Origin of the sequence: Paenibacillus sp. MY03 (assembly GCF_002165585.1) — a bacterium.
GTDB classification, from domain to species: Bacteria; Bacillota; Bacilli; order Paenibacillales; family Paenibacillaceae; genus Pristimantibacillus; species Pristimantibacillus agaridevorans.
This window is the reverse complement of record NZ_MXQD01000002.1, coordinates 142344-167504: the sequence shown is the minus strand read 5'-3', so window position 1 is coordinate 167504 and position 25161 is coordinate 142344. Positions and strand designations below refer to the sequence as shown.

The window sequence follows — 25161 nt, the reverse complement described above, 5'->3', positions numbered from 1 at the left end:
TTATGGATTGGTAAACAGATCGACGACCGTAATGCCCCTGCCCGGCACCTGCGTCGTAAACCGGTTGCCTTCGGGAAACAGCGGCAAGCCGGGAAAATCGGTTATAACCTCGAGCTTGCCGATCGGCTGCGCCGCCTCGACTTGCACCGCCCGATATTTGGTATTCAAATTGCGGATGAATAGACGGTAATGCCCGTTGTCCAGCTGAAATCCCGCCATCGGTGACATCTCCGCGAAACGGGTCACCGCCGGCGCATTGGCCAGCTTGACCAGCGCTTGTACGCAATCGCCGACGAAATCAGCGGGAAGCGGCGCATAAGACAACGGCTGGATCCAGCTCAGCTTGTCATCCGTCTCATCGTCGGCCAGCTCCGCGGCCTGTCCGCCGGATATCGCTTTGACGATGCGTCCCCCGGTTTCCCGGACAATCGCGAACCACTCGTTCCGTCCGCTCTCCATTTCCATGCCATACCGGCTCAAGGCGGACTGCATCCGATCATCCAGCTTGGCAATGAGCAAAGCCCCGCCCGCCGTATAAGACAATGCCTGATCAAGCTGTTCATCGGGCCACAGATGCAAATCGGCAATGCAGATATTCCCCGTGATCCCCTCCAATTGTTCGGCTCGCGCAATGGCGCCCATCGACGCCCCTTGCTCAATCAGGCTTTGCAGAAACTTGTGCGCCGGCCATTGCCTATTATCCGAATATTGCGCCAATGACGGATACAAGGCCGCATCGCTCCAAACAAAGGTAGCTCCCGCAACCTGCCGCGGCACGCCGGCGAAAGCAGATTGCCAACGTCCGTTGATCCAGACCCAGTTGCGCGCCTCGATGCCGTCGCCCAGGCAGGCCAGGAAGCCGTCCGCGCAGCGGCGCAGCCCATCCGGCTCGTGCAGATAGACGTTGGCCAATGTATAGATATCCCGTTCGATCAAGGTCGGGGCATGGCTAAGCACGTCCCATTGCTCCGTCGTATCTTGAATGCCGTTCAGACAAATCAGCTTCGTATCGGGAACATACGCCTTCAGCGCGAGCAAGGTAGCCATAAACTCCGTGCTTGGCTCATATTCGATGCCATCCGCGCCGGCCGACAGTCCCGCAGCTCCGGATTCCACGATAAAGCCGTCTATCCCGGCTTCCGCCAGCAGCCTGTAATCGACCCCGTAGCGATACAAAGCCTCGAACGGCTCGCGAGTCCAAGCCGTATTCAGATAGCCGGTTTTGCCCATCCGGCGCAGCTCCGCCATCGTCTTGCGCCAGAATCCGGCCCAGCGGCGGGCATAAAACCCGATCCAAGCCATTCGCTGCCGCTTCCAGATCCAGTCCGCGCGCCGCTGCATCGCGGCCGCATCGCCATCGCAGTTCGGCTCGAGCCCAGGATCAAGCGCCACGCCGCTTTCGGCGAGGAATTGCCCCACCATATCATCGCTATAATCGGCGTCCGCGAGACTGAGTCGCGGACTTGTATAGCCATCCCCGCCGTGCAAGCCGTCAAAGCCGTAATCGGCCATGACGCGCGCCAGATCGGCGACAAACAAATCTTCGTATAACGTTCCGTCCTCAAGCCGTTTGAGCGGATTAATGACCGGGAACGGCTCGCCCGAGCCGCGCATTTCATACAGCTCCGGGTGGGCCGAGCACCAGCGGCTCGCCGCCTGCTTGCCATTGTCCCGGTACAGGAACAGGTTAAAGAAGCTGCAATAGACGGCAATGCCATGGCTCCGCAGCTGCTCTACCAAGCCGCGCAGCTGCCAGTTCGTCCACGGCTGGCGATTGCGCTCCTTGCCGTAAGGTCTGGCGGCGTAGGAGCATGCCTCCATAGGCAGCTCCCACTCCCGCTCCATGCCCCCATGACCGTGCAGGAAATCGGGGGTAAACAGCAATAGCGATACGGCTTCGGGCACAAAACCCGCGTTTTCCAAATAATCGGCCACCCCGAAGTCGGGCGCCTGATGGTCGAATCCGATCAGCTCGATCCAGATCCATCTCTCGTAAGGCTGCGTTTTCATAGCTCTCCTCCGTCACTGGCTCATCCTTATCCTTTGACGCTGCCGAGTACGATTCCCTTTACGAAAAAACGTTGCAGAAACGGGTACACGAGCAAGATCGGCAGCGCGCCCAAGAAGATTTGGGCCGCACGGGTCGTGCGTTCGGAGATTTGGATAATGCCGCTTAAATTGGTGGGATCCATCTTCATGGGATTGCTGTTGATGACCATTAATTGCAAATAGGTGGACAGCGGATAACGATCCGGGAAATTCATATAGATCAACCCGTCAAACCAAGAGTTCCAGTGCCCCACCAGCGTAAACAAGGTGATGGTCGCGAGTACCGGCATCGACATGGGGACAAACATCCGCCACAGCACCGTCCAGTGACCCGCCCCGTCCATAAACGCCGATTCCTCGATCTCCCTCGGCAAACCGCGGAAAAAATTAAGAAGCAGGATGACATTGAATACCGGCACGGCTCCCGGCAGCACGAGCGCCCAGATCGAATCCAGCAGTCCGGTATTCGTGACGATCAGATAAACCGGAATGAGGCCGCCGCTGAACAGGATGGTGAAAATAAAAAACCAGGCGTATACCGTGCGCAGGCGAAAATCTTGACGTTCCTTGGCCAGCGGGTAAGCGCATAATAACGAGATCAACATGTTGATCGTATAGCCGATGGCAATGCGCTGCATGGTAATGCCGAAGGATTGGATGAACTCCCGTTTCCCAAGAATGTACTTGTAGGAGGCCATCGTGAAGTCCACCGGCCAGAATTTGACCAGTCCGGCGGATGCCGCCGGGCTGGAACTGAACGAAATGGCCAATACCTGAATCAGGGGAAACAGGCATAACAGCGACAGTAGAATAAGAAACGTATAGTTGCCAAAAACGAATATTTTTCTGCCTAGAGATTGAACATGCATAACCTTTTCCCCTTCCTCAGAAAATGCGGTAATTAGCCAGCCGGTAAGCCAAATAATACGAAATCGAAATCAGCACAAGCGATACGCAGGATTTGAAAAAACCGATTGCGGTCGCCACGCCGAACTGGGCATCCACCAGGCCGATGCGATAAATCAACGTATCGAGAATATCGCCGCTTTGGTAGACGCTTGGGCTGTACAGGTTAAACACCTGATCGAAACCCGCGTTAAGCACATTGCCGAGACTTAATGTCGCCAGCAGGATGATGATGGGGACCATCCCCGGCAGCGTAATATGCCACACTTGCCGCGTATGGCTGGCCCCGTCGACGATCGCCGCTTCGTACAAAGCCGGATTGATGCCGGTGATGGCCGCCAGGTAGACGATGGTGCTGAAGCCAAACTCCTTCCACACCTCGGAAGCAATCAGCACGCCCGGAAACCAGCTGTTGCTGCCCAGAAAATAGACCGGTTCCAGCCCGATAGCTCCCAGCACCTGATTGACGATTCCTTGGGAAGGCGACAAAATATCGACGAGAATGGCACCCAAAATGACCCAAGACAGAAAGTGGGGCAAATAAATCAACGTTTGTACCCCGCGCTTGATCAGGGCGTTCCTCATTTCGTTTAACAACAAAGCAATGGCAATGGGCACGATTTGGCCCACGATTATTTTCATGCTGGCAATAAAAATGGTGTTCCACAGCACTTGCCAGATGTCCGGCATCTGCAGCACGTAGCGGAAATTGTCCAGGCCGATCCACTTGGAGCCGAACAATCCGTTAATCGGCACGAATTTCTGGAATGCGATGACGACGCCCGTCATCGGGATATAACTGTATACGATCAGCAGCAGCGCGCCCGGCAGCAGCATAAAATGCAGGGGCAATTCCCGTTTGGTTTTGGCTTTTTTGTTCATTCGCCGTAACCCATCAGTCCGATATACGCCAGATTGGGCTGGGCAATATCCATGCGGCCGTATTGCAGCACGACTTCGATATTGCTGCGGAAACGCAAGGAATATTGGCACTGCCGCTCCAGCGCGATGCCTCCGATATCCTCCGGACGGTCCATGCGGAAGCACTTGACCCGCCGCGCCGCTACAGTGAGCGGGATGTTCAGATCGGGCTCGCGATCCTCGTAATAAATATCCATGGCGATATCGGCGTCTTCGTCGTGACAATTCAGAATCATAATGGCTTCATGGCCTTCGAAAGGTTCGTCCATCACTTTGCCTTTATAGGGGAGATAGCCGTCGATTACATACCAGTTGCGCTTCCCTTGCTTCTCCATGTTGTGATCTCCTTTCTATCTCGCTTCAATAACGCCTTCTTCACGCCAGGTTTTGCTCAGCTGGCGCACCAGCCCGGACATCGAGCGATAACCCTCGTCCGTAACGAGCAAGCTCTCTTCGATCCGGTTCGAGCCATGCGGGTGCCCGAACAAGCTGACATCCGTATTGACCGTCATGCCCGCGGCAAACCGCGCTTCGCTGTGCTCGTCGGGATACGGCGACTCCGCTTCGGCCAGTCCGCAGCCATGCATCGGGGGATACAGGTCGTATTCGGTTACCCCATGCCGGGCAAACCGTTCCTTCACCGCACGAACCAACTGTCCCATTGGAACACCCGGCTTTAACTCGTTCAGCGCCCCTTCTTCCGCCTCCACCAGGATGTCGATAAACCGTCGCTGGCCTTCCGACATCGTCCCGGCCACAAACGGGAATCCCACGGTGGCGACATAACCTTCGTACTGCACGGCGATTGCCGCCATTACCATATCCCCGTCCGCAATGACCTTGCGGGTTGGACGGCCGATGATGGTATCCACGCGCGCCCCGGATGCAAGCACGATAAACGGCATAAACTCCGCGCCTTCCTTCGTGCATTCACCATAGGCCAGCGCCGCCAGCTCCAGCTCCGTCATGCCCGGCCGCACCTCCCGGATCATCCGCCGGTAGCCCGCATCCGCGATGCGCGCCGCTTCCTGCAGGCAAACGATCTCGTGCGCGGATTTGGTCATCCGCAGCTCATACAGCAGTCCGCCGGCATCCGCCAGCTCCGCGTCTCCCGCGGCCGCCCGAATGATCGCCATAAGCGGCTCCGGGATGTCCTGCAGCCCGGCAATGCCGATGCGCGCAAGCGGCCCCGCCGCGCGAAGCTCCGCGAATATGGCGCCAAGACTGGCATAATCGGCCCTGGGATATTCGATCGTGTCGGGCACCGTGACGCATGTAAACTCCTGCAGCAGCCTGATATCGCTCCAGGCCGCCATTTCCCTGCACAGCTGCTCCCCTTCCGGAGCCGCGATAATAATCGGTTCGCCCGTCGACGGCACCACCGCCGCCCCGCGTTCGAACAGCGGCCAATAGTTGCTTATATAACGCAGGTTTTCCTTGCGGTATTCGTCTCCATAAACAAGACATGCTTGCATCCCCCGCGCTTGCATCAACGCCTGCAGCCGTTCCGCCCGTTCGCGGAACTCCGACGCCGGGATGGATGCGCTGCCGCCTGTCCGTGCTTCGTTGCTCATGCTTCCCCGCTCCCTTCGTACACCATTTTGCGAATGCCCATAAAGTCGGCTACATGCGCCAACTCGGCGGTCAGGTCGCCGTATCCGATAATGCAGTGATGCGCGAAACCTTCCTTGATGAGCCGCCGCAACAAAAGTTTGATGGGCTGTTCGAACTTGACGACGGCCGTAATTTCCTCGCACGGGATATTCTCGGGAATGTGCAGCGCCTCTCCCCTCACAATCAGCATCTTGTAGCCTTCCGCATCGTTGATCAGATGGCTGACCGTCACGACGCCCGGCTTCAGCGTATATTCGAAGCCGAATCCCGCTCCTTCCAGCCCCCATTGCTCCGGCGACCGGTTTACCTGCACGCTGCCGCGGTCGGCGGCGTAAGAGGGATCGGCGAAGCCATGATGGACCATAAGCAGCGCGTTCAGCTCCTCGTCGAATTCGCCCCATTCCGCGTAAGCGGGCACTTTGCCCGTCAGCAGATGCATCAGCTTCATGATGATCAGCCCGTGCACGTCGCCTTCCGTGTTCGTCACGTACTGCGCTTCCTCGTGAAGCAAGGTATGGGCCAAATAAGAGGTCGTTCCCGTCTTCTGCTCCACGTAATGCTGGCCGAGCAGCGTCAAACCGTCGAGCCGGAAACGCTCCAGCGTATGGCGAAGCGCTACATACATCCGCGCCGACTTGTCCATATCGTCTTGTCCCACGCCGACGATATGAAATTGCTGCCGGGCGGCGGCGACCGCTTCTTCCGTTTCCTTGTCTCCCGCCTGCTCGTATTGCTCCAGCAAATGGCTTAATTGGACGGCGATCAGATTGGGACCGAGCGTGCCTTTCACCATCGTCTTGTCATATTCGAAGTCGTACATGCCGCGGAATACATGGCCGATGACGCCCAGGTTCACGCGCTTCAGCTCCTTGTAGGCCTTGAGGGCGCGGGCATAACAGGCGATTTCGTCATACGAGGCTTCATCGTCCAGCGAACCGACCACGACGTGCAAGTCCTTGTACCAGCCCATCTTGCGAAAGGAAGCCGCGAGCTGCATATTGGCAATCAAGGCGCTGTTGCGAATAATGTTTTCATAATTCGTCTTGAGATTGATGCGGCTGTCGCGTTGCGTATTAAACATCAGCACCGGCGCCTGCCGCACATGCTCCAGCAATTGGATCGCCATGTAATCCGGACAATACGTGCCCGCCGCGTAAATGATCAGGTCGACCTGCCGCTCCGCCAGCTCCAGGCCGGCTTGCTCGGCCGCGTCCAGCGTGTCGATCAGCCCCGGCCAGAGTATCTCGCAGAACGGGAGACGCTGCTGCAATTGGTCATGCAGATGCGCCATGTCTCCGGTGACGTTGCCTTTCATTTCCGGGGAGAACATCCGCCAATACTCAAAGAAAGCGACGGTAACCAATCCGATTTTCAGCTTGCCGCCTTGCTCCCGCTTGGACAGCAAGTCGCCAAACATATTCCCTTTTGCCGTTTCGAACGATTCGATTAATTCAGCCATTCCATTCATCCTCGCTTTGCTTTTCGCTGCAGCACTCCGCCGACCAGAGCCGCCGCGTTGTCATGTACGATATTGCTTATCTCGCGATCGTCGATGCCGGAGAACAGCACGCTGCCCAGCATGTAATGCGGATCATACCAGGGGAAGTCCGTCCCGAAAACGACCTTCTCGGACGACGCTTCCCGAACCATCTTGGCGATCAGTCCGTTCAATCGCCCGGTATCGCACAGCTCCAGATATACATTGGGCAGAGAGGCCGCCGCTTCGATCGCGTAATCCGTTTCGCCCGGAGCGGAATGCCCCATCAGGAAACGAATATTGGGATATTTGACGGCCAGCTCCGCGATCATCCCCGGCGGATTGTAACGGCTGTGCCCCCACGTATGGGAGAGCAGCAGCAGCCCGCGCTCATTGGCAAATTCATAGACGGGCGTGAATCTGTCGCCTGTAAGCGGATACTTATGATAGTCCGGCAGCAGCTTGAATCCGACGTAGTTGTCGATTGCGTCATATACCGCCAAATCCTCATGAATACGATCCGAATAGTGAGGATTTACGGTATAGTAACCATAAATTTGTTTGGGATAGTCCGCCATGGCAGCGACAATCTCGCGATTGCCCGCGATGGGATCGAACAACGCGCTATGCGGCGCCGATACGATCCAGGCGATATTTTCCCGCTCCATCTCGGCCAGCATGCGCGGCAGCGGGGCCTCCGGCAAATAAGTGCCGTAGAACGGCCCCATATGCGTATGAATGTCGATAATCGGCAAGCTTTCCAGCCGGCCAAGCTCCATAAATTCCTGCGCAAGCCGGGAACGATTCGCCATCACGGATTTGCCTGACACGCTCATATTGCCACCTCCTCCAATATGCGCAGCAGATTGCCGCTAGCGATCGCAGCCATCGACTCCTCCGGAATCCCGCTGCCGCGCAATGTCGCCAAGGGCCCGCCGATGGCGTTGCTCGGAAACCCCGAGCCGAAGAGCAGCCGCTCCGGGCCGAACAGCCGGCAAATCTCCCGTATTTCGCCCGCGGTCTGCATGTCTCCGGTTTCGATGTAGAAGTTCGGGTACGCCCGGAGCAGCGGGAAGGTCAATCGCGCGTGGCTCCACAATCCGTAATTGGTCAAGATGACCGTGAGATCGGGATATTCCTGCAAGACCTGATAGATCGGTTCCCACCCTTCGCTCGGCGACAAATAAAGCGGGATGCGCAGCGACGAGATTTCGCCGAGCAGCGGATCCATCGCCACGCGCCCGAGCATGTAGCGATTGCGGGCCGGGTAGGCCCGCAGCAGCTTCACGCCGGCCGCCTGCATCGCTGGAAATAGCACCGACGGCGCATATTCCGGCTCGGTCACCGGCGGAGCGATCGCCCACGAGGGCAGCAGCCGATCGCCCGAGCCGGCCGCTTCCGCCGCCGCCAGCTTGTTGCCGTAGCCGGGATCCACATCGATCATGGCATTATGGCTGATGACCGCCTGGTCAATGCCGCAAAAATCAAGCTCCTCGATCAACTCCCGGCCATCCCGGGCCTGCTTTACCCGCTCCTGCACGTAGAAACGCTCATGGTTGACGATCTCGTAATTGACTGTCCGATAACCGATTGCGCAGCTGGCATCAATGAATCGCATCGCGAGCCTCCTCTGCGGGCTCCGATGCCGCCGACGACTGCGGCGGACGCCCGTCGTCCAGGAAACGCGCCGGATTGACGCGCATCAGAATCTCGATTTCGTCCGCCGTAACGCCTTCATCCTCCAGCATCGGCACAATGTTCGTCAGCATATGGTCGAAGCCCCAGCCTCCGTAATGCCGCAGCGCCGTCTTTAGACAAACGTCGGTGGAAATCATGATCTGATGCTCAAATCCCTCATCGATCAACAGCTTGATACTCCGCACCCGGTCGATGTCGCGGGCGAACAGCCCCTTCAGCACGCTCCGATGGCGCCGGTCCGCATAAAATTCCTTGCCGAAGTTGTCGAATTCGATAATGGCTCCGGCATGGAGCAGCGCCCTCAAATAATCCAAATGGATATCGACATCGACATGGTTGATGCAGATTTTGTGGGGAGGCACGCCCTCGCCCGTCAAGATCCGCATAACCTCCTGCCCTTGCCTCGCCCACAGATCGGTATGAACGTGGACGCCGAGTCCGGTCTCTTGCTGGGCAAGGGCCGCCGCCAGCAGCGCTTTTCGTTCATGGGGATGGATAACGGCGCTGGTTCCGATCTCCCCGATAACGCCTGCTTTTACCGACGTGCCGTCCATGCCGAAGCGTATTTCCGCTACCAATTCTTCGGCAATGCCTTCCACCGTCCGTTCCTCCATGTCCGGCGGATGCGAAGCCTGGATATAGTAGCCGCAGCCGGCGACGATGTTCAGGCCAAGCTCCCGGGACAGCCCCGCCAGCAGATTGGGATCGCGCCCGATATCGCGCAGCGTCAGATCCACGATCGTGCTGCCGCCCGCCCGTTTGAAGGCAAGCAATTCTTGCTTGATGACGTTCTCGTCCTCGATCAACGCATTGTCCAGTACGGCATAAGGATTCCGCTGCAGCACGCCCAGGTTGCCCATATGAACCTTCTCTTGCGCCAGCACCTTGCCGGAGATGGACTGCGGCTCGGGAACCAGCTTGCGCAAATCGATAAAGGCATGCTCATGCGGCAATACAATGCCGAGGCGGTCTGCCGATATTTCTCCAGTCACTGTCCTGACCGCCATGCCGGCCGCCCCCCCTCCGTCAATTTCCGTTTTTGCTCTTATGCCATGCCGCTACTTCTTCGGTAATGACGTCGCCGCCCAGCTTTTTCCAATCGCTTACAAAGTCGTCGAATTCGTCAATTGAAGCTTCGCCCATGACGATTTTGGTAAACGTCTCCAGCTCCATCTTCTTCAAGGTCGAATCCTTCTCGACCATCGTTGGCGTTGGACCGGCAATATATTCGGTCATTTGGTAGCCGTTGTTCTGGTTGTATTCATAAAGCAGCTTCTGCGCGTCGTACACGCGGGTGTAGCCCCAGCCGCTCATATCGCCTTCCCTGAACTTGACTATGCTGTCGTAGAATACGTTCTGCCCGGGCGCATCGAAGCCAGACGTATCGTTTTTCTCCAGACCTTCGGTTACTTTGACGTACATATCCAGGTTTTGCGTCGGATTGGAGCCGGTGACAAGCGCATAATGCCATTTCTCGATATCCCCGTCTTGCGTAATTTCGGTCGGCGGATATTTGTCCTCCCAGCCATGATGGAAAGCATTCAGCATCTTCACGGCCGCTTCCGGGTTTTTGACGCCTTTGCGGACCACGTAATAACGCCCTACGGTAAATGGCGTTTGCGGCTTGGCAACCTCTCCGTCAATAGACGGCAGCGGGAATGCCTTCCAATCCATGTTCGGATCATTGGTTTTGCCATCCTGGAACAACAACGGCGCATACATCAAGCCGTAGAACATGCCCATCTTGCCCGAGTTGACGGCCTGGAAAATTTTCTCCGCATCCTTGACCCCGAACTCGCGGTCGATCAAACCGTCTTTATACATCTGCTGCAGCTTGGCGAGCGCTTCTTTCATCTCCGGCTGGATGCTTCCGTAGACGAGCTTGCCTTCGTCGTCCTTGACCCAAATTTCCGGATAAGCGTGGTAGCTGTTAAAAAATCCTTGCAGCCCCGGCACCGAGCCGTAAAACAGTTTCTCGACGCCCAGTCCGTACGTATCCTTCTGTCCGTTGTTGTCGGGATCCTGATTGACAAAAGCGTCGGCAATCGCGAGCACGTCGTCCATCGTCTTCGGCTCGGGCAATCCCAGCTTCTCCAGCCAGTCGGTGCGCACCCACAGCAGCGGGGCGTTGTCCGTATAACTGCTTGCCAGCGGCAGGCCAAGCAGCTTGCCACCAAAGGTTGCGGAGTCGAGTCCCACGCCGCCGTCTTTCTCCAGCAGCAGCTTCGATTTCTCCGTTCCGTACTTTTCCAACGCTTCGCTCAAATCCTCGAGCTGATCCGCATCGACCAACTGCTGGAACTGAATGGCGTTGACCGGCATAATGTCCGCCAGCTTGCCGGATACCATGGCCACATTAAATTTCTGATCGTATTGGCTCGTATCCGCGACCCACAAATATTTAAGCTTGATGCCGAATTCCTGCTCGTACAGCCGGTTCCAGGCGTTGTTTTCAATGGATTCGCCTTCGGCGAATTTGGTCGTGGAGTCCAGCGGGCGAATCGCCGTTATTTCGACCGGCGGATCGATTTTGCCCATCGGGTCGATGACTTCCCCGTCATCTTTGTTGCCAGTGTCTGTGCCGGTATCGCCGTTATTTACGGCACCGTTATTGCCGTTGTTCGGGCTGCCGTTGCTCGGGCTGCCGGAGTTCGAGCAAGCCGAGACGATCACGAGCAGCAGCGACAACACGCAGATTGCTACCAGCTTGGCTTTTTTGGCTTTCATCGTGCATTCCCCCAAAAGTCGTATTTGCTTTCATATCTAGCTTAAGGGATCGGGTTTCCGCCCGCTATTTGCCATTGTTGTTTTTCTTAGCATCTATTGCGTAGTTTGATCATTGCTCAATGCGAAGTGTCGATCGCGGTACCCCTGGGGCGTCATCTGGCACCATTTCTTAAACGACCGGTTGAATTGCGGCGCGGCTTCATAACCGGCTTGAGAGGCAATTTCCTGAATTTTCATCGTCGATGAAGCCAGCAGCCTTTGGGCCAGCCTCATGCGCTCCTCCGTAATGTAATCCGACAGCATCGTGCCGGTAATCCGTTTATATTGTCTGGACAAATAGCTGGGGCTATGGTGAACCTGCTCCGCAAGCCTGACGAGAGACAGGTCGCCGCCCAGATTGCTCTGGATATATCGGTGCAGAACCAGGATCAGTCGGTCCTCCTGCCCGTTTGTCTCTGCGCCGACATCCACTGAAATCGATCTTCGACTGGCCAGTTGCTCGGAATCCTGAATCAGCCACTCCTGCTCGCCATGCGAATGCCCATCCAACAGCGCGGCCAGATGCTCGAACTGGCTGCCGAGCCGCTCCCATGCTACCGGCTCCCGTCCCAACGCTGCAGACAACGGCAGCTTGAGCAGTCTCCTGCATGTCTCCTGCACGGCCTCCATGATGTCGTACGCCCGCGAGGCAAGATGCTTCCACGCATGCGAATCCGCCTCCCCTTTGGACTGCATAAACCAAATAAATTGATGGCGACTGTATTGCACGGTTGCATGAACGATCGTGGGATCCAAATATTCCTCCGCGATATTTTGGCACGCAAACATGAGCAATTCCCAGTCCGCCTCGCTCCAGTCGGCATCGAGGGGATCCAGCCTCCCGATGGCCACAAGCAGCGGTTCCGATGGCGTCAAGCCGATTTCCGCCGCTTCGAGCTTGCCCTTGACGACGACCGGATCGGCGGGCAAGCTTCGCATCAGCTCGAACATCGTATCTTTGCGCAGTGCGGCGAGCGCTACATGAAGCTTGCCCTGCACGTGATGCAAGTAGCTGCTCCGGTCCTCCAGCTCATCCAGTTCGGCTATCGCCTTCCGGACGGCCTCTATGATAACGCCGCTGTCTTCGTTCTTAAGCACATAATCGACCACCCCGCCTGTACGAATAGCATCTCGGGCATAGTGGAATTCGTTGTATCCCGTCACAAAGATAAACCGGCAGCGCGGCCAGCTCGACTTGATGCGCTGATGCAGCTCGATGCCGCTCATGCCCGGCATTCGGATATCGGACAAGACGATATCCACCCGGTTCTGCCCCATGCAATCCAGCGCATCGTACACATTAAACGCCTGATAAATCGTTAGCTCCCACTGCTTCTCCTCCCGCAGCGTCTGCTCCAGACTTTCGACAATCATCGGCTCGTCATCTATGATCAGCACTCGATACATCGTCATTCTCCCCTTCGATTGGAATAAAGAGCTCTACGCGCAATCCTCCCAGCACGCTGCGACTCACTTCAATGCCTCCCCGCTCTCCGTACCTCAACTTCAGCCTGCGGTGGATATTGATCAGTCCGGTCGTCTCCATCTCTTCGCCAAGCGTCAGCTTGCGGACAAGCCCGGCTAATTCGATTTGATCCATTCCTGTACCGTTTTCTTCGACGATAAAAGCCAGTTGGTCCTTGCGAAGCTCAAAACGCAGGCTGAGCTTGCCCTCTGCCACCACATGATCCAAACCATGCTCAAAAGCGTTTTCTACTACGGGCTGCAAAATGAGTCTTGGAACGGGCAGCGCCTGCAAGGAGAGGGGCAACACGTCCGCCTCCACCTCGATCCGGTTGGCAAATCTCATCTTCTGGATTTCCACGTAGGCGCAAACATGCTTGAACTCTTCACCCAGACTGACCTCCTCCTGGCCGTTGCGTGTAATATACCGAAAGTAATCGCCCAAATTCCGCGCGACCCGCTGGGCCGCCTCATTTTCATCATTCCGAATCAGATGCTGCAGCGTAAAAAAGCTGTTGTACAAAAAATGAGGAGCGATCTGCATTTGCAGTTGCTTTAGCTCGGACTGCTGCAGGCGGATTTTCTGGACGTACAGTTCGTCGATCAATTGGCTCAGCCGTTGAACCGTCCGATCAAACCGGTTAAACAGGTACCCGAACTCGTCGCCCCGCTGAAGCGGCGCTGCAATCTGCAAATTCCCTTCCTCCACGCTTCGGAACCGTTTGACCAATAGCTGCATCGGGCGGTGGATCAGCAAGTAGATGCCGTACGAGAACAGGATGACGATGACAAGCGAGCAGCCAATGAGCAGCCAGGACCATAAGCCGTAGTTTTTAAGCTGTCCGACAATGATATTTTCCGGAAAATAGAACAGCAGCGCGGTATCCAGGAAATACGATTTTTCATAGACCGCGAGATACGTGTCGCTGCCGATTTTGACCGGGCGGGTAAAATGATCCTCTTGGGCAATATACGGGGCTAATTGTTCCAGCATCGGCTGGAGCTGCGCGGTGTACCGGTCGTTATGAATTTGCCAATGCGCGTTGACCAATATGGCAGCGCCTTCCTGCGGAAAGGCAGCCAATGCTTTGCGCAGCGCATCGGTGGATAACTCGATATTTTGCACGAAATGCGCCTGTTGTCCGGTTGCTGCAAGCGCTCTCAGCGGCGACAAATGCAAATTCAAATACAGGCGGTCTTTCCACCACGTCATCGGGGAACCGCTCAGACGCGTCGCCTCTACGATTTCCTCTGCTTCCTGGGCTGGGGACAAATCGCCGGTTGAGCGATTGGAGGTCATAAGGGTGCTGTCAATCGCTTTAATATACAGGCTGACATCCTGGATGTAGCCGCTTGAATCCTTGAGGACATGCAGCCTTTTAACCAATTGGTTAATCGCTCGCGTCCGTTGATATTCCGTCAGAACGGGCGTTTCGAAGCTAAGCTGGATTAGATCCTCGTCATTGATAAATTGCTGCTGGGCAAGTATGATCCGCTCCAGCTCTTCCTCCAGCGATTTGAAATAATAGTGGGTGTTCATGGAGATTGAATTTGAGATTTGACGTTTGACTTCCGATTTACCCAATTCATTGACAAGCAGGCTTAGCGCAAACAATGGTGTCATAATACAAAGAAAAGTAACCAATATTTTGTAAAATAATGACATATTGGATATTTTCTTAAGTCTGCTCTTGATCATCCAACGGCCCCTTCCTCCCCCTTCATTTGTTTATATACTAGCTTCTCTATTTTTCGTTGCCAAGAGAAAAAGATTGGAGCATGCCATCTAAAACCTACGTTCAAAAGGCAGCTACATCGTCATTATCTGTAGTTTGAGGTTACGCATAGCTTCTCAAGCTCCTAGTCAACAAGAATACAATCGACAAAACCAGCCACATCCTCATCATCCGACCTTATAGCGGAATTATCCGCTTTATTATGCTGAGCCGGGGGCGATTGGGCTTTTATAGCGGAATTATCCGCTTTATTGTGCTGAGCCGGGGGCGATTGGACTTTTATAGCGGAATTATCCGCTTTATTGTGCTGAGCCGGGGGGCAGAACAGGCTAGTAGCGAGGACGAATAATGCTTAGTTTTAGGCTTCATCAAAGGCAAAAAATGCCACTGGGATCTGTTAGATTTTTCAAGGATTGCATAATTTCCAAAAAAAAAAAAGAGATGGAACAGTGCCTGCCAAGCACTGCTCCATTTCTACCCCTATACTCTCTCTCTATCTATCTTTATCTATCTCTCTCTACCTCTCTACCTCTAAAAATCGATGACGCCCGCTATATCCACGTTGGACTAAGCCAAGTAGTCGATCATCGAAGTCGCGGTTACGAGTCCGGCCGCAGCCGGGACGCCGAATGCCTGACCCGGCGCGCGATGCTGGAATTCCACCTCGATCGGCTTGCCCGGCACGACGTCGAAGAAGTTGTCGGAGAAGCGGCCCTCCCGCTCGGCGCGCAGCCATACCTGCTTCGCCAGCACGTTCGAGGAGACGAGGAAGCGCGTCCCTCCGCTGCCTTCCACCTCCGTCACAACGACGGCGGCCGATCCCAGCTTCAGCCCTTTGGCGTAAGCGAAATAATGCTCCTTCCGGCTGATCGTCACATCGCCTTGGACAAGCTCCGCGACAAGAACGATGCTGCCCGCGTCGCGGCCGTCAAGCCACTTCGCTTCGTCTGCCGCATAGACAAGCGTCGACGTGTTGGCTCCGACCGTCGCCTCCAGCGTCTCTTGCGCAAGAATCTCGCCGTCGAAAGCATGCAACGTTAATCGCAGCTCGCCTTCCGCCGGAGTCAATGAATCCGAGATCGCATAGACGCGAAGCTCGCCCCCCTCGGAGCGGTCGAACGACAGAATCGTGTTGGCGAAGCTTGTTTTAGCATAATACTGCAGCGCCTTCCATTTGCCGTAATAGTCCATGCCCGCCCATGAGGCGACCGGCCAGCAATCGTTCATCTGCCAGTAGAGCGTCCCCATGCAATAAGGCATCCGCTTGCGATGGGCCTCGATCGCCGTCTTCATCGCCTCGGCTTGAAGCACCTGGCTCATATACAGAAACGAAGGGAAATCCTTGGGCTCGTTCATGTAGATATCCATATATTCCTTGATGAGCCTGTTCCCGTTGCCATTTTTCTGATGCGCCAGCATGACTTTGGATTCCAGCTCCATGTCGACCTCTTCTGCAAACGTCCGCACGCTGTCGTATTCCGGGAATGACTGGAAGCCGTATTCGCTCATGAAGCGGCCGACCTTGACATTATAATTCTCGAACGGCTCGACGGAATGCCAAACGCCCCAATAGTGGATATCGCCTTCCGTAGACAGCGGATGAGCATGTTGGCCAATATCTCCAGTCAAATCGATCATCGGCGAGGACGGCCAATAATCGGACCCTGGAGCCAGCTCGTTAACGGCTTCCGGCAAAATGCGGTGGAAGATGCTCTCGTAGCCCGCCCAGATGTTCGCGCGCTGCTCCGAAGTATAATTCTTCTTCCAGCCCCAGCCTCCCGTCTCGTCATACTCCGCCCATGCGGAATCGATCTCGTTGTTGCCGCACCAGAGAACGATGGAAGGATGGTTGCGCAGCTTCTTCACATTCTCCCGCGCCTCCAGCTTTACGCTCTCGAGAAACGGTTCGTCCCAGGGATACATGCTGCATGCGAACATAAAGTCCTGCCATACCATAATGCCGTATTCGTCGCATAGCTCATAGAAGGCGGGCTGCTCGTAGATCCCGCCGCCCCATATGCGGAGCATATTCATGTTCGACTCAGCCGCCGAGGCAATCTCGTGTCTGTAGCGCTCCTCCGTGATTTCCGTCAGGAAGCTGTCGTTCGGAATATGATTGGCGCCCTTGGCGAACACCGGAACCCCGTTCAGCTCAAAATAAAACGTGCCTCCCGCCTCGTCCTTCTCGCGAACCAAACGAACGGATCGCAGGCCCGTGCGAACCGCCTTCTCGGCAATCGGCTTCGCCGATCCCGCTTCCGTAAACGTGGCGCGGAAATGGTACAAATGAGCCTCGCCCAGCCCCCTGCTCCACCACAGCTTCGGCTCCGCGATCTCCACGGGAACCTTCACGACAGTAACGCCAGGCTGAAGGTTGACCGCGAGACTCCATTCCGAACCTCCTGCGGTAATCTTTACGCTGCCTTCGGCGCCGCGGACGCTCTCCAGCTCCACTTCCACGGTCAGCTTGGCGGCTTCCGCCGATATTTGCTCCTGGTTTACGAACACGTCGTTCACACGGACGTCGTTCCAGCCCACGACGCGAACCTCGCGCCAGATGCCGCTGGTGACAAAGCGGGGACCCCAGTCCCAACCGTAATGATAAGGCGCTTTCCTTGCGAATACGCTAATCTTGTCTTCGCCGAGACCGCCCAGCTCGGACTGATCATTGCTTGCCGGCAAATTATAGCCCAGACGCTCGATCTTCGGCAGATCCTCCGTCACCGGCGAGCGGAAGCGGATATGAAGCTGATTGCCGCTCGGCTTCGCCAATCCCTTTACATCCGCTCGCCAGGAGCGGAACATATTGTTGACGGACAAGATCAACTTGCCGTTAAACGTTACGTCCGCATACGTATCCAATCCGTCGAAAACAAGCTCCAGCACGGACATCGCCAGCAGATCTTCCGTCAGATCGAAAACCGTCTCGTATTCCCAGTCCAGCTTGTCGATCCATTGCAGATCATGTTCATTGGTCGCATAAAAAGGATCTTCGATAATGCCGTTGCGGCGAAGGTCGGTATGCACGCAGCCCGGCACAACGGCCTGCAGCCACTCCGATTCCCGGCAAGCCTTGAACTTCCAATCCTTCAGCGCTGTTTGCACGGTCTCTTGCCCTACTTGGCTAGTTGTTACAGATCTATTCATAATATCCTCTCCTCGCTATATGTTGAGTACTGAGTGCTGATTGCTGTCATCGCTTTTTCTGTTCCTTGCATCATTTACCTATCAACATGTTCATAACAAATGATAACAAATCCTAATTTTATGGTCAATTTTTATTTTGTTAGGATTTGTTAGGTCCATCTATTCCCCCATGGTTGCGATTTTCCGGCGTTCAATGCTACACTTAGCGCAGACTATTTGTTGCTGAATGACCTCAAGTTTTATCGCAGCCTAACGGACATAAATGACGCTATTCTTCGATTTTTTAGGTTTTCGAAAATCTAACGGTCATACTCGACCTTATTGGCATCATCATCGCGCATATTGGCTCCGTTACGACCCAATAGTGTCCCTCCTGTCTGTTAGATTTGTTTGAGGTTAAAAATTGGACAAATAGCGTCGCGTGTGTCTGTTAGATTTTACGTTTAAATAAACAATCCCGGATTCCCATTAAACATCGAGGAGAAGTCTAATGCGAGCCAAAATAACGATGCAAGAAATCGCCGACAGCGTCGGCTTGTCCAAATATGCCGTATCGCGCGCGCTAGCAGGCAAGTCCGGCGTAAGCGCGCAATCCAGAGAGCTGATTCTCCAGAAAGCGGCGGAGCTTGGCTACCGAAAGGAAATATCCCCCCCTGTAACGCCCTGGCGACGCGACGAGCAAACGCAAGCGGAGGAGGAACGACGTCAATGGACGGGAACGTTGCTTGTCCTCTTCCCGGACGTAAGGTCGCAGAATCCGGAATCCGCTTACTGGGGGCCGCTGTTCGAAGGGATATCAGCCGCGTTGAACCAGAAGGGCATTCATTTTGTTACGCTGGTCAAACCCGACATCCACTCGTTATTCTCGCTGTTGAACCCGGAAGCCATCATCGGGGTGCTTGCCGTCGGAAGCATCGCATCGCCCATCCTCCACGAATGCCGTCGCCTCGGCAAGCCCGTTGTCATGGTCGACCATTGGGACAAGGGCTTCCCATGCGACAGTATCTTCTCCGACAATCTGGCCGGCATAACCGAAATCATGTCGACGATGCTCGGCAAGGGATATCGGGAGTACCAATTCGTTGGCAAAATCGCCGATGCCTATAGCTTCTATGAGCGCTGGCTTGGTTTTAATGCCGCACTGATGGATGCCGGGCTTCCCCAGCATCAGATTCCGGCTCTGCTCCAGTATGAATACGAGGGCTGCGACGAGGCGCTGCGAGAAGCATTTGCGACAAGACCGCTCCCTCAGGTTTTCGTCTGCGCCAACGATTATTACGCAAGCCTGTTAGCCAAAGCGGTGAAGGAACTTGATCCATCCAGCGAAGGCGTCGTCTTTACCGGCTTCGACAACTCTCATGCCGGCGTGACGGTCGCAACGGTCAACGTCGAGGAAGAGATCCTGGGCGTAAGAGCCGTGGACCAATTGCTTTGGCGTATCCTCCATCCAACGGCAAGCTACGAGCGGAAGCTGATTCGGGGCCGACTCGTCATCAACGAATAGGCGCATGTCAGCCAACAGAAATACCCCCGGAAACGGCAAGCTCGGCTTGCTCGATTCCGGGGGTTCTTTTTGCGGGACGGCAAAGTTATTTTTTCAGATGGTAAGGAACGGTCGTGACGATCACGTCCTTCTGATACAAAAGACGGGTCCGGATGTAGAAGCTGGTCTGGTTATGCAGAAAGTTATGCCAGCCCTTCTTCGGTATGAATTGGGGAATGATGACCGTCACCTGGTAATGATTTTCCTTGGCCTTGCGGTCCACGACGTCGATAAACTTCATGAGCGGCTGTATGATGCTCCGGTACGGCGAATGCAAGGTGACGAGCCTGACGTCCGGGTGCAGCTTGCTCCACTTGTCCCGGAACGCGGCTTCCTCCTCCCGCTCGAACGGCACGTATACCGCGATGATCTGGCTGGCGGCAAGCGATCTCGCGTAGCTCAGCGATTGCTCCACGACATGAGTGATCCCTGCCACTGGCAGAATCAGAACGTTGCCTTCGATAACCTCCACCGGCTCGCCCGTGGATAGGCCAAGCTGCTCGCCCACCGCTCCGTAATGCCTGTTAATGCCGAGCAACACCCAGATCAGGACGGGCAGAAATACAAGCACGGGCCATACCTGCGGAAACTTCGTCAGGAAAAACATCATCGTCACCACTAGGCTGATCGCCGCGCCGACCGTGTTAATCGCGAGCTTGATCCCCCAGCCGGCCGGCTTCTCGCGAAGCCACTTGCGCATCATGCCGGATTGCGACAGCGTAAACGGGATGAATACGCCGACCGCGTAGAGCGGAATCAACTGTTCCGTATGTCCGCCAAAAAGCACGATGAGCAGGATGGAACAAATGCCAAGCATGATGATGCCGTTGGAATAACCAAGCCGATCGCCCCTCGCCGTAAACATTCTGGGGATAAACTTATCTTTGGCCAGATTGACCGCGAGCATCGGAAAAGCGGAATAACCCGTATTGGCCGCCAGGATGAGGATAAGCGCCGTCGTTCCCTGAATGGCATAATACATGAAGTTTCGCCCGAACGCATCCTCCGCGATCTGCGAGACGACCGTCGCCTCCGCAATCGGCGCGATTCCGTACTCGTAGGCCATCAAAACGATGCCCGAGAATAGCACCGCGAGCAAAATCCCCATCGCGGCAAGCGTTCTGGAGGCATTGACCGGCGCGGGTTTCCTGAAGTTCGGGATCGCGTTGGAGATCGCTTCAACGCCTGTCAGCGCGGAGCTGCCGGAAGCGAATGCCTTCAGCAGCAGGAAAAGTCCGATGCCTGCCACCGGCGTCCCTATGGGCGTATGCAATTCCTGCGGAATCGCTCCCGTTGCCATGTCGTACAATCCTTTTCCAATCAGAACGAACAATGCAAGAACGAACAAATATACGGGATAAGCCAGGACGGACGCCGACTCCGTTACGCCCCGCAGGTTAAGCAGCGTAAGCAGAATGACGAATACGACGGCAATGGGCACCGTATACGCATGCAAGCTCGGGAATGCGGAGGTGATGGCATCGGTTCCGGCCGAGACGCTAACCGCTACCGTTAAAATATAGTCGACCAACAAAGATGCGCCGGCGATAAGGCCGGGGTACTTGCCCAGATTTTCTTTGGAGACGACGTAAGCGCCGCCCCCTTGCGGATAGGCGTATATAATTTGCCGATATGACAGAATAAGCGCCGTCAGCAGCAGCAGGACGCCGATTCCGATCGGAATGGAATACCAGAACGCTGCCATGCCGACGGTCATTAACACAAGCAGAATTTGTTCGGGGCCGTATGCGACGGACGACAACGCGTCCGACGAGAGAATCGCCAGCGCTTTTGTTTTGTTCAACTTCTGCTCGCCAAGCTCCGTCGACTTCAGCGGTCTTCCGATCAACACTCGTTTAAGCGCGGATAACATTAGAGACACCGCCCGACTGGAGCCTTTTTATCGTTGATTTTTTCAATTCGTTCATCTCCCCTGTGCATGGTTGGCTGGAAGGGAAGGTTTCTACTTCGTCTGCTGCGGCATTCCGGCGGGCCCATGCCGTTTTTTGCGCAGCAAAAAGCCGCAAGGCAGCACCTTGCGGCTTAACGAGCCGAAGTCATACCCATTCCAATAACGCTTACGAGGTTAGCTGACGGATTCGGGCCATTAGATAGCCCTACGGCGGTTGTTATGCCGATTCACCCCTGACGCTTGTCTTTAACGATAAGCGCCGTTTGGTTCCCCCGCTCTTCTTCATTGTCCTCAAGAAGACTCAGCGAATTTATGATGTAGTGATCATAACTCGTTTATTGAAGGGTGTAAAACGACATTTCGGCTCAAAAACGGTTGTTTCCATTCAAAGATAGCCAATAAAACGCTCGCAGCAGTTGCTTCTTATTCATTTGATCCGTGGATATCGTTTTTTCTCGCCTTTATCCGAGATATCCTTGAAAAATGCCCGCTTTCCTAATGCCGGTGTTCTTTATCCCATGCCCGCTTAGTATATCCCAGGTTTGGCAAATATCTCAGATCCCCCGCTTTCCCGCCAGGCTTCCACGAAGCAGATAAAGAAAAAACGGTGCTCCCAGCAGTGTCGTGACCGCGCCTGCAGGCAGGCTCGTCACACGATGCTCCATGCCCGGCAACGAGAAGGAGAGCGTCGCGCTCCCCGCGATCCAATCCGCGGCAATCAGCAGCGTTCCCGCCAACAATACGCTTGCGGGAAACAGATAGACGGGATGCCGGCCGACCAGCTTCGCCGCAATATGGGGACCGATCAAACCTGCGAAGCCGATGGCTCCTACCGCGGACACGGATACCGCCGTCAGCGCCGCGGCAAGAAGCAAGAGGAGCAGCCGGGTACGAAAAAGGGGCAAACCGAGCCCGACCGCCGTCTCGTCGCCCAGTTGCAGCACCGCCGCCCTTCTTGCCATCAGCAGCGCGCAGGGAACAAGCGCCAGCGCCCATGGCCATATCATGTTCCAGTGCGCCCATACCCGTCCGTTAAGCGAACCGAACGACCACAGCAGGATGGACGCCAAGCCCTCCTGCTGTCTCAGCATAAGCAATGAGTTCGCCGCCTGCAGCACGGAAGCTGCCACGACGCCGATCAACGCCAATCGCGGGCCGCTGCCGCCGGTTCTCCCATTGATCATGTAAAGCATGCCAATCGAGAGCAATGCGCCTCCCAATGCGACAATCGGCATCCGTCCGTTTATGGGAATCGCGGCCGTCGAGAACTGCATCGTCAATATGACGGCCAACACCGCGCCTGCCGACACGCCGATCAAGCCTGGCTCCATGAGCGGATTCCGCATGACGACTTGAAGAATGGCTCCGGCAAGTCCAAGAAGACCTCCCGCCGTCATGGCGACAAGAGCCCGCGGCAGACGCAGATTCCAGACGATATGCCGGTGTCCATCCGGCCCGTTTCCTGACAGGGCAGCCATTATCTCTTCCAAGGACAGCGGCGTTCGGCCGAAGGCAAGATGGAGCAGCACGAGCGTCGTCAGCACGGCAAGCAGGACACCGGTTACGATCCAAAATCTGCGGGAATGTCGGGCTGACCGTTCACCAATTCCGGGAATAGCCTTATTGTCCGCCATGGAATGCTCCTCCATTCTTTCTCGACAGAATCAACAGCAAGACCGTCCCGCCGATCAACGTCGTCCAAACGCCGACGGGCAGCTCCAACGGAGCGAACAGCAGCCGCCCCAGTTGATCCGCCAAGGCGAGCATTACGGCCCCTATCAACGCCGAGACCGGCAATACGAGACGCGCGTCCTGCGAAAGTATGACGGCTCGCGCCAGATGCGGAGCCAGCAAGGAAACATAGCCGATTGGACCGCACTCGGCGACCGTCGACGCCACTAGCATCGCGCTGGCAAGCAGGATCACAATTCGTGATTGACCAGCGTTGATGCCGAGCCCCGAAGCCGAATCGTCGCCAAGCTGCAAGAGATTAACCCGCTTCGCAATAACGAACGCAACGGGAAGCATGGCGGCGAACCAAGGCAGCACGCGAAGTACTTGCTCCCAGCCGCGGTTGGCGAGCGAACCCAGCAAATACGCATAAAACAGATTCACGTCATTGCTGGTACCCATGGCGATCAGCACGATAAGCAGGCCGTTCAGCATCGCCGTGACCGACATCCCGATCAACAGCATGCCCGCCGCTCCACGGGCGATCCTTGCGGCTATGATAACGACGGCGCCACCAGCCAGCCCTCCCGCCAAGACACACAGCGGCTGCAGATGGTAGGGCACGGGCAGCCTCAGCACAAGAATCGCGGCCGCAGCAAGCGACGCCCCGGCGGACAAGCCCAGCAATTCCGGGCCTGCAAGCCGATTGTTCATCGCTCCTTGCATCAGCGTACCGGATACAGCCAGCATGGCGCCTACCATGAGCCCCAGCACGATACGGGGCAGCCGAATTTCCGCTACGATCGTCCGGACCAAAGCATCTCCTTCTCCGGAAATCAGCCCCGCCAGCTCTCCCCATGACGGCGATGGGCTGCCTCCCTTTAAGCCGACGGCGATGACCGCAGCTATCGCGAAGAAGCCAAGCAGCGCTGCTGGCAGCAGTCTTCTTTGGGGACGCCTCTCTATAGGCTTCGGGATCGCAACAGTCTCGCTTGGCATATTCAATCCTCCTAGAATAAATCCGGATACAGGATGGCCAGCGCCTCGTCCATTAGAATGCCAAGCGAGCGGGTTCCCCGCCCGTCGCCCCAGATCGGCGAACGCACTTCATGCACTTGCCCATTCTGCACCGCCTTTAGTTTGCTCCAGAGCGGGGAAGCCGCGAGCTGCTCCGATACGGGCAGCGTGCCCGGGCTGTAAGAATAACTTTCGACGAAGATGACATCGGGATCCTCGACAAGCAATCGTTCCAGCGAATATGGCACGCTGCCCTCTCCGTAAGGATCGTCCTCCGCCTTCTCCACCTGCCACGGATAGTTCGAGAACTCCTTCATGACGGTTCCTCCAAGCCCGGTTGCCGTTATAACCGAGAAGTTGACGTCCGAGCCGAAAATAATGAGTGCCTTTTTGTCCATCGGGCTTTTCTCCTTGGCCGTTTCCAGCTTCTCCATGAAACGCGCCTTCGCGGCCGCCGCTTCATTGGTTCTGCCCGTCAGCTCGCCGATCTTTTCCAGGAATTCCAGTGAATCTTTATAGCTTTTGGGATTGGCGAGATAGAGCGGAGCTATACCGTCCAGCCCTTCCCTCAGCGTGTCGTGGACGCCTTTCAGGCCGATTACGAGCTCCGGCGCCGCCGTCACGAGATCCTCCAGGCTAGGCTCGAAAAAGCTTCCGCCGATCGACGGGAAGGACTCTCCCTTGCTTCCGTAAAACTCCGGCGAGCTCGCGATGACCCGAACACCGCTCTCCGCGATAGCGGCCGGCTCCATGCCCAGCTCGGCCAGCACGTCAATACAGAGGGATACGATGCAAGCGACTTTTTCCACCAGCCCGTCGAACGTGAGCTTGGTTTCTGTATCGTCCGTGACTTCGATTGGCCCGGCCTCTGCTGGGGCTTCTTCCCTTTGATTCGACTCTGCATCGTCATGCTGAGACGATTGGGCCGGTTCCCCTGAAGGCGCGGCGGCGCCCTCCTTTCCATCGTTATTCCCTCCGCATGCCGTTGCCAGCAGGGCAAGGACGAGCAACATCATCAACCAACCGTGTTTCCTCTTCATGATTCTTGATCTCCTTTTGCGCTTAATGACCGGTAGCCGGTTGCGCTTCATATAAGCGTAATCATTACGATCTTAGTTCGGAAAAAACGACTATTTTAGCCAGTTATTAATTCGTAATAATTACTATTTATGAATGTTAACAAGAGACGGAAATGTTGTCAATTGCTTTTTCTCGGCTTTTCTCGGCTTTTTTCGTCTGC

General features: G+C 55.8%; 18 protein-coding genes and 1 riboswitch. Of the genes, 1 reads left to right on the top strand and 17 read right to left on the bottom strand.

What is annotated here, in order from left to right:
• The 13 genes from B1748_RS02350 to B1748_RS02290 all read right to left on the bottom strand — a co-directional run bounded on the left by B1748_RS02350 (position 1) and on the right by B1748_RS02290 (position 17778).
• A complete protein-coding gene (locus B1748_RS02350; RefSeq protein ID WP_087566263.1) occupies positions 1-2010 on the bottom strand; it encodes a hypothetical protein in 2010 nt (669 codons plus the stop codon).
• Positions 2011-2036: 26 nt separating this feature from the next.
• A complete protein-coding gene (locus tag B1748_RS02345; RefSeq protein WP_087566262.1) occupies positions 2037-2918 on the bottom strand; it encodes a carbohydrate ABC transporter permease in 882 nt (293 codons plus the stop codon).
• A 16-nt stretch (positions 2919-2934) separates the two neighbouring features.
• Entirely contained in the window at positions 2935-3837 is a 903-nt protein-coding gene (locus B1748_RS02340) for an ABC transporter permease (protein ID WP_087566261.1), read from the bottom strand.
• A complete protein-coding gene (locus tag B1748_RS02335; RefSeq protein WP_087566260.1) occupies positions 3834-4211 on the bottom strand; it encodes a sensory rhodopsin transducer in 378 nt (125 codons plus the stop codon). Before B1748_RS02335 ends, B1748_RS02340 begins: the two co-directional genes overlap by 4 nt.
• 15 nt (positions 4212-4226) lie before the next feature.
• Entirely contained in the window at positions 4227-5450 is a 1224-nt protein-coding gene (locus B1748_RS02330) for a M24 family metallopeptidase (RefSeq protein WP_087566259.1), read from the bottom strand.
• The gene (locus B1748_RS02325; RefSeq protein WP_179215331.1) at positions 5447-6949 is read right to left on the bottom strand and encodes a hypothetical protein; all 1503 of its coding nucleotides are present in this window, start codon (positions 6947-6949) and stop codon (positions 5447-5449) included. The genes B1748_RS02330 and B1748_RS02325 overlap by 4 nt, the downstream gene beginning before the upstream one ends.
• A 5-nt stretch (positions 6950-6954) precedes the next feature.
• Positions 6955-7803: an amidohydrolase family protein gene (locus B1748_RS02320; RefSeq protein WP_087566257.1), complete on the bottom strand. Its 849-nt coding sequence runs from the start codon at positions 7801-7803 to the stop codon at positions 6955-6957.
• Positions 7800-8585: an amidohydrolase family protein gene (locus B1748_RS02315; RefSeq protein ID WP_087566256.1), complete on the bottom strand. Its 786-nt coding sequence runs from the start codon at positions 8583-8585 to the stop codon at positions 7800-7802. The genes B1748_RS02320 and B1748_RS02315 overlap by 4 nt, the downstream gene beginning before the upstream one ends.
• Entirely contained in the window at positions 8572-9672 is a 1101-nt protein-coding gene (locus B1748_RS02310; protein ID WP_087566255.1) for a phosphotriesterase family protein, read from the bottom strand. The genes B1748_RS02315 and B1748_RS02310 overlap by 14 nt, the downstream gene beginning before the upstream one ends.
• Before the next feature lie 19 nt (positions 9673-9691).
• The gene (locus B1748_RS02305; protein WP_087566254.1) at positions 9692-11392 is read right to left on the bottom strand and encodes an extracellular solute-binding protein; all 1701 of its coding nucleotides are present in this window, start codon (positions 11390-11392) and stop codon (positions 9692-9694) included.
• A gap of 93 nt (positions 11393-11485) precedes the next feature.
• Positions 11486-12838 carry a response regulator gene (locus B1748_RS02300; RefSeq protein WP_179215330.1) on the bottom strand — a complete coding sequence of 451 codons (1353 nt, stop codon included), beginning with the start codon at positions 12836-12838 and terminating at the stop codon, positions 11486-11488.
• Positions 12813-14594, bottom strand: a complete 1782-nt coding sequence (locus B1748_RS02295) for a sensor histidine kinase (protein WP_087566252.1) — start codon at positions 14592-14594, stop codon at positions 12813-12815. The genes B1748_RS02300 and B1748_RS02295 overlap by 26 nt, the downstream gene beginning before the upstream one ends.
• 604 nt (positions 14595-15198) lie before the next feature.
• The gene (locus B1748_RS02290; protein WP_087566251.1) at positions 15199-17778 is read right to left on the bottom strand and encodes a beta-mannosidase; all 2580 of its coding nucleotides are present in this window, start codon (positions 17776-17778) and stop codon (positions 15199-15201) included.
• 490 nt (positions 17779-18268) lie between these two features.
• Here B1748_RS02290 and B1748_RS02285 point away from each other — a divergent pair, with 490 nt between their 5' ends.
• Complete coding sequence (locus B1748_RS02285) at positions 18269-19282, top strand: LacI family DNA-binding transcriptional regulator (protein WP_087566250.1); 1014 nt, start codon at positions 18269-18271, stop codon at positions 19280-19282.
• An 85-nt stretch (positions 19283-19367) separates the two neighbouring features.
• On the opposite strand, the gene B1748_RS02280 is transcribed toward B1748_RS02285, so the two are convergent.
• The 4 genes from B1748_RS02280 to B1748_RS02265 all read right to left on the bottom strand — a co-directional run bounded on the left by B1748_RS02280 (position 19368) and on the right by B1748_RS02265 (position 24961).
• On the bottom strand, positions 19368-21194 hold the full coding sequence (locus B1748_RS02280) for an APC family permease (RefSeq protein ID WP_087566249.1): 1827 nt from the start codon (positions 21192-21194) through the stop codon (positions 19368-19370).
• Between the two features lie 187 nt (positions 21195-21381).
• A riboswitch (cyclic di-AMP (ydaO/yuaA leader) is annotated at positions 21382-21550 on the bottom strand.
• A gap of 237 nt (positions 21551-21787) precedes the next feature.
• Complete coding sequence (locus B1748_RS02275) at positions 21788-22867, bottom strand: FecCD family ABC transporter permease (protein WP_087566248.1); 1080 nt, start codon at positions 22865-22867, stop codon at positions 21788-21790.
• On the bottom strand, positions 22854-23903 hold the full coding sequence (locus B1748_RS02270) for a FecCD family ABC transporter permease (protein ID WP_087566247.1): 1050 nt from the start codon (positions 23901-23903) through the stop codon (positions 22854-22856). Before B1748_RS02270 ends, B1748_RS02275 begins: the two co-directional genes overlap by 14 nt.
• An 11-nt stretch (positions 23904-23914) precedes the next feature.
• Positions 23915-24961, bottom strand: a complete 1047-nt coding sequence (locus B1748_RS02265) for an ABC transporter substrate-binding protein (RefSeq protein ID WP_087566246.1) — start codon at positions 24959-24961, stop codon at positions 23915-23917.
• Between the last annotated feature and the right edge of the window lie 200 nt (positions 24962-25161).